This is a genomic window from Allocoleopsis sp. (assembly GCF_036703385.1).
Lineage (GTDB): Bacteria > Cyanobacteriota > Cyanobacteriia > Cyanobacteriales > Coleofasciculaceae > Allocoleopsis.
In genome coordinates, this window is record NZ_DATNPA010000053.1 from 1 (window position 1) to 5865 (window position 5865).

Consider the following 5865-nt stretch of genomic DNA (forward strand, 5'->3'; position numbering starts at 1 on the left):
CATTCGACCTGATGAAATTGAGATTCGTTCGGATGATAAGACATTGACACTAGAACAATTAAGCAATTCTGCTGTGCTTTTAATGTTGTCAAAAAACGGTTGATGTATAGGGAATCCGTCGTGCTTTCAGCCAGGTGAGGATGTCAAGTTGCTACTTTTCGCCCTCGACCCACACCAAGTAGGATATGGTTCTCTCCAGCCCTAGAGGCGCAAGGTGTATGATACCTGACCCACACCGGGACCTGGGGCAACAGAAGTGTTAGAATTGCCACCTAATAAAAACCATGCTTTTCCCTTTTTATCCCAGAAAAAATACTTAAAAGACTCTACACGACCATCAACGAATTTTATCTCTACTACAGGGTAATCTCCCTTCTGAAAAGCTTCCGTATAGGTAGCACCCAAAAAACTAAAACTCACCTTCACTTTATTGGTTTTTCCAGCAGCCCCTCCCAAGCTCTCTTGCCCTACTTTCCTTAGGGCAGAGTCATCGTAGCTGAAAAAACCCTTAAACTTTTTTCCTAACAAAGAGCCATTAGTAACATCACGAGTGATCACGGCTGTGAAGTCGTAGGTAACAGTAGCAGCTTTAGCTTCATTAGAACAGAGGGCAACTAAGCCGAAAACAGAAAAAGCGGTAGCGACGGCGAGCTTTTGGGTGATGCTAGTCATAAAAACACTGTTGTTACCTGATAACATCAGCGAGGGCGGAACTCTACGACATTCTGTTTAAGCGTAACATCGTAATTTCCAAAGAAGTCATGCCCTAACAGCCCAATGTCCCCGTCGCTCAGAGCAATCGCTACCAGCACTTGGTTAGCAACGGCACCATCCACTGCAATCGATTGGACGTAGCCAACAGGAAATTTTACCCCTGCTGAACTGGCTGTATCCACCTTGATCGTGTTCACTGGCACCACTCCCAAGGCGGCTGCCATAGAGCGGGTAATCAGCGTGGCACTAGCCCCTGTGTCTACAATCATTTCAAACGTCTTTGTGCCGTTAAACGTAACATCAATCACGGGTGTGCCACCGCGTCGGCGCTTGATAGGGGCAGTAAACACCCCTTTGGGGGGTTGCGTGTTGCCGCACAGACGACCTAAGTTTATGGTGGTGCCATTAGGATTGACCATGAAGCACGTCTCGTCCGTAGCTTGCGCTGAACTGGGCAAATAAACCAATCCAGCCAGAAAAAACAACCCAGTAATAGAACCCAGCACGGTTATAAATCTTTTCATCTTGCTGCCATCTGTCAATTGCACGATTGGCACCGCACCCCGTTAGTTCGCCTTACGGCGATAACCAGAGGCGTCCCGGTGCTTATGTCTTGCCCTAAACTCACGCTAGCAAATTGGCTACTGAAAATTATTTCGACACAACGAAGGCTGGTTTCAATCACGGCTACGCCGGAGCTAATTTGCTGCTCTTGTCCCGCTTACTAGCCACTAGGCTTCGCGGTACTCGTAGTTGGCGCGGTTGGGTTATCTAATCAAATGACGGTTCTTGTTGCTGGATGTAATTGAACCGATCGCTGATCGCATAGTCGCAATGCTCTAACTACAAGTAAGTATAATTGCAGATACTCAACTTGAGACGTATCAAACCGATTCAAATCAAACTCTTTAGTGACAGGATAGAGTTCCTTACTCAGATTGGCAGATTGTAGATGTAAAGTCTCAGGCAAAAACCGAGCCATACTGCGCCAACTCGATGCGATCGCATTCTTCGCCCCTGAATGCAATAAAATCTTCCCCACCTTCGCCACATCCCCCATTTTCCATCCAGCCGCCCAAGCCGAATGGTGACGCCCCGCCGCCATAATTACAGTATGCAGAATGCAGCGAATCTGTTCGGAGTCTGCATTAAAGTCGTCGCGCAGTAAAGGTAACAGGGAGGCTAAAAGAATCTCCCGCGACAGAAACGCACTCTCTACCGCATGGTTGGGACGCTTGTGTTTCTTTTCGTATGCCTTGAGTCTATCTCGTTGTGCTTTGTCTTCCGGGTTGTAGTCTGTGTGTGCCAGCAGGTGCGAACGGGGATTTTTGCCGTTAAATGAGGAATGTGCGATCGCCTGCCATCCCCGCATCACCTCTTGCCACTTCACCTGAAGCTTACCCAAATCGTGAGTCAAAACAGCGAAAAAGACCAAATATTCAAATAGAGCCTCTGCCTCATTTTCAGTTGCATTGGGAAAAATTTTAGTTCGGATAAACCTCCCACCCGCCTGCAAAAGTTCATCCCTCACGCTGCTGATTTGAGTCTCCACTGCTTCACCGTTTCGCTTCAGGGTTGTGGGAAACGCCTCGCGCCAGCACTTCCACATCAAAACCAAATGTCCCACATAAGTATCCATCCGATAACGGTACTCGCTCTCTATTTTTCGCTTTGGCTTATCAGGTGAGGAAAAGCGATTGCTAAAAACATCTGGGCCAATTAATAAACCGATTTGGTCATCGTAATAGACATAGCGAGGATTGACTAAAATCCTGACACTGGTAACCAGAGATTCGCGAGAAGTAATTGGAATACAAACAGGTTGACTGTAAGTTTCTGTGTATCTATCTTTCGGGTTTTCAATTCGCTTAAACATCCAGTCGATTTCATACCCTAAATTTTTGACATCTTGCCAGATTTTACATAGAGTAGAAATTGGCACCGAGAACGCTAACAGTTGCTTGGGGTCAATTGGCTCATCATCAAAAAAGATAGGTTCTGACCAGACAAACACACTCCGCGTATCCACAAACCGAATTAACTCATTAGCTGTCGATTCGTCTCCTCTCCAAAAAGCCGCATTAAACTGCTGCTCAAAATTCATCTGATTATTTGCCCTACGCTCTTGTTGCAGCAGGGTTTCAGGAGTGTGAACCGTGTTAATCCACTGCTCTTCGACGCGAAACCCAACATTTTCATCAACTCGCTCGGATGCCGTATGCTCTTGTAAAACTGCCCAAGTTGATTCACAAATCTCATTCGTATAGGGCAAGAAATTTTGTTTCTTTTGGGTCGGTGTTTCGGGTTCGGCCTCTAAATCTGCTTTAGCCAATTCAGCGTTTGCTAGATTAACCTGAAACGACCGATAGACGTAAATTTCTCCTCGTTCTTCGCGAAATCTAGCACAGCGTCCCGCCCGTTGCAGCAGGGAATTCATCGGGCATAAATGAGTGTGCATCACTTCACAGGTAATATTCAGCCCCGCTTCAATTACCTGAGTAGAAATCAAAACGTGACAGGTCTTATCTTCATGCTGCCGCCAGTTTTGAGCAAACGTTTCTTTCAGATAAGCCTCTTTTTTAGCTCTATCTTCAGGTAGAAATCGGGAGTGAAGCAGGGTAATCGTTAACTCTTCATCTTGATTGAGTTCGTCTAAATCTCTGAACAATCCCTGAGATTGAGAGACGGTATTGCAGATAATAATAACTCGCTGACGTTGATGGTTTTTGATATCATTGAAAAGAGTTTCAGCAGTTAGAGGTTCAGATATCGCTCGAAACGTCCGACAACGGTTTCCTTCAATGTCTCGTAAATCGGTATCTTCTACTCGAATAATTTCCATATTTTTGTTAATTGTTGATTACTATCTCTGCTCTTAAGTAAAAGTCAGATGAACGCTTTTCAAATGAAGTGACTATTAATCTTAAAACCCTTCTGAATTAGAAATTAGTAATTCTTAAATGGCTGACTTCGTTGGAATTTTTTACCCGGCTTTGCTTGTGGCGCTGTTATTTTTTGGGCCAGCGCTTAGTGCGATCGCAGTTCGGCGTTCTCTTTCGATTCCTTGGCAATTAGTCTTGCTGGGCGTTTGTGTCTTCTACGCGATTTCCCCAATCTTACTAACTGTGGGGGGTATGGGTTTGGCTGAACGCTTCGGCTGTGAAGCCGGTGGCATGGGTATCATTATCTATAAGTGTCCTGGAACCCCCTGGCTTGGGGATGTGATTACCTGGATGGCCTTTGCCCATTGGGGTGCATTTTTAACTATCCCATCCGGGGTTTTGGGTGTGATCGGACTTCTCACTTCCTTAATCCTAAAAGCTAACAGGTTGCGAACAGGGGTAAACACATCAGAAAGACCAACCGCCACTTTCTACCGCAGCCGTCGTCGCAAGGTAATTGCAGGAGTATGTGCAGCTATAGCGCAGCGATGGGGATTGTCACTTCTAGGTGTACGGATTGCCATAGTCGTTTTAAGCATCGCTATAAGTGGAATTGGGCTGCTGTTGTACCTTTGGTTGTGGTTGGCGTTCCCACTAGAACCATCCGCCGAGTCCACCTAGTTAGTGCAAATCATGACTTGGCGAATGAGCTTGATATCATCTATCAATGACCTGTTTAATCTGGGCGGCGAGTTCATCAGTTAACGTCGCCGTCATTAATAAAAATGGTGAAATGCCCTTGACTTGTTCCAAAACTTTGAGGACGGTAGCAAAGGAACGGTCTGGGTCGAGTAAGTGCAGTTCGTCAAAGACCAGATAGGAGGCAAAAATTGCCCCAGCGTTGACGTTGGCAGAACCCCGTCCTACTGAGTAGGGGATATTGAGAAAGCTGCTTAACATCTGGTCGATGGTGCAGAATACGATATCACCTTCAAATCTGGGGTCTTCTGGGTTCTCTCCCGTTTGCAGCGTCACCACCAGAGGGCGAGAGGGAGGAGTGAAGGTTTCCCAGGTTCTCGCTAAGGTTTCTGCCCGCTGGCGTAAGCTGTTGGCAAGGGTTCTCAAAGGGACGACGTAAATCAGCTTGTTGGGGAAGTCGCACTGTAGGGTTTTGGCGAACAGGAAGGGTGCGATCGCAGTTTCGGTTTTGCCTGACCCAGTGGGTGCGCGGAGGAGGACATCTTGGCGGTTGAGGAGGTGCGCGATCGCTTCTTGCTGGAATTGGCGTGGGGGGAATCCGGTTAGGGTTTGAAAGTATTGGTCAATGGTCATAGATACAATGAAAAAGTTACCTGTCCGACTATGAAAGGAGGGGTTATGACACTAACTCAACGTCGCGCTGACCGAGTTGTTTTACATAACATTAGTTGGCAACAATTTGAAAATTTATTAGAAGATTTAGGCGAAAGTCGTGCGGCTAGAGTTGCCTATGATGATGGAACGTTAGAGATTATGACCCCTTTACCCGAACACGAATATTACAAAGAAGTGATTGGGGATTCTATCAAGGAAATTGCAGAAGTTTTAGACCAAGACTATGAAAGTTTAGGGTCAACCACTTGGAAGCGGGAAATCAAGAAAGCTGGGGTAGAACCGGATAACTGTTTTTATTTCCAAAATGAGCCAAGAATTAGGGGCAAGTTAGAATTTGATTTAAGTCAAGACCCCCCTCCAGACTTAGCGCTAGAAATTGATGTAACGAGCAAGTCTCTAAGTCGCTTTTCCATCTACGCTCGTTTAGGTGTACCCGAAATTTGGTGCTATGACTCTGGCGAACTGAAAATTTACCAGTTACAGAATGAGGAATACACAGAAGTAGAAACCAGCTCGGTGTTTCCTACACTTCCCGTGCAAGAACTGCCTGCACTCATTGAAGAATACCGTCCTCAAGGGAGACGAGCTATCCGCAGAGCTGTGAGAGAGTGGGCGAGGGGATAGGGAGACTCTTGAGGACAAGGGGGACAAGGGGGACTTTGGGTAATATCTATGTTCTCAAGATTTAAAATTAAGCGGCTACCTTCTCATCGAGTTGTAATTCACACTGACGGAAAATATAGTTAACAGCGGCAAAGAGTTTATCTAGCTCCTGAATGCTGTAAAGGATAATATTTCTGGTAAAGATATCAGCTGACAGCTTGCCAAATTGCCAGCGATCGCCGTTAGAAACAATCCCGAAAACTGTCATTTGTGGGTTTTCATTCAGCCGTTG

6 protein-coding genes and 1 pseudogene are annotated in these 5865 nt (G+C 46.1%); 2 read left to right on the forward strand and 5 right to left on the reverse strand.

What is annotated here, in order from left to right:
• Nucleotides 1–201 precede the first annotated feature (201 nt).
• From V6C93_RS02925 to cas3, 3 genes are all read right to left on the reverse strand, one after another.
• Entirely contained in the window at nt 202–672 is a 471-nt protein-coding gene (locus tag V6C93_RS02925; protein WP_333475149.1) for a hypothetical protein, read from the reverse strand.
• Between the two features lie 26 nt (nt 673–698).
• Nucleotides 699–1238 (reverse strand): retropepsin-like aspartic protease, encoded by a 540-nt coding sequence (locus tag V6C93_RS02930; RefSeq protein WP_333475150.1) that lies wholly within the window; start codon nt 1236–1238, stop codon nt 699–701.
• A gap of 251 nt (nt 1239–1489) precedes the next feature.
• Nucleotides 1490–3556 carry a CRISPR-associated helicase Cas3' gene (gene cas3 / locus V6C93_RS02935; RefSeq protein ID WP_333475151.1) on the reverse strand — a complete coding sequence of 689 codons (2067 nt, stop codon included), beginning with the start codon at nt 3554–3556 and terminating at the stop codon, nt 1490–1492.
• Nucleotides 3557–3674: 118 nt separating this feature from the next.
• Between cas3 and V6C93_RS02940 the strand changes: the two genes are divergently transcribed.
• Complete coding sequence (locus tag V6C93_RS02940) at nt 3675–4277, forward strand: PspC domain-containing protein (RefSeq protein WP_333475152.1); 603 nt, start codon at nt 3675–3677, stop codon at nt 4275–4277.
• Nucleotides 4278–4313: 36 nt separating this feature from the next.
• Here V6C93_RS02940 and V6C93_RS02945 read toward each other — a convergent pair whose 3' ends face one another.
• On the reverse strand, nt 4314–4928 hold the full coding sequence (locus V6C93_RS02945; protein WP_333475153.1) for a DEAD/DEAH box helicase family protein: 615 nt from the start codon (nt 4926–4928) through the stop codon (nt 4314–4316).
• A gap of 45 nt (nt 4929–4973) precedes the next feature.
• On the opposite strand from V6C93_RS02945, the gene V6C93_RS02950 reads away from it, so the two are divergent.
• The gene (locus V6C93_RS02950) at nt 4974–5594 is read left to right on the forward strand and encodes a Uma2 family endonuclease (RefSeq protein WP_333475154.1); all 621 of its coding nucleotides are present in this window, start codon (nt 4974–4976) and stop codon (nt 5592–5594) included.
• Nucleotides 5595–5661: 67 nt separating this feature from the next.
• Here the strand turns inward: V6C93_RS02950 and V6C93_RS02955 are convergent.
• Nucleotides 5662–5865, reverse strand: a pseudogene (locus V6C93_RS02955) (hypothetical protein); the annotation flags it as partial.

What these genes read in the sequence shown, in the direction of transcription:
- V6C93_RS02930 (WP_333475150.1), bottom strand. Translation starts at nt 1,238, where the DNA reads ATGAAAAGATTTATAACCGTGCTGGGTTCTATTACTGGGTTGTTTTTT.
- V6C93_RS02950 (WP_333475154.1), top strand. Translation starts at nt 4,974, where the DNA reads ATGACACTAACTCAACGTCGCGCTGACCGAGTTGTTTTACATAACATT.
- V6C93_RS02925 (WP_333475149.1), bottom strand. Translation starts at nt 672, where the DNA reads ATGACTAGCATCACCCAAAAGCTCGCCGTCGCTACCGCTTTTTCTGTT.
- V6C93_RS02940 (WP_333475152.1), top strand. Translation starts at nt 3,675, where the DNA reads ATGGCTGACTTCGTTGGAATTTTTTACCCGGCTTTGCTTGTGGCGCTG.
- V6C93_RS02945 (WP_333475153.1), bottom strand. Translation starts at nt 4,928, where the DNA reads ATGACCATTGACCAATACTTTCAAACCCTAACCGGATTCCCCCCACGC.
- cas3 (WP_333475151.1), bottom strand. Translation starts at nt 3,556, where the DNA reads ATGGAAATTATTCGAGTAGAAGATACCGATTTACGAGACATTGAAGGA.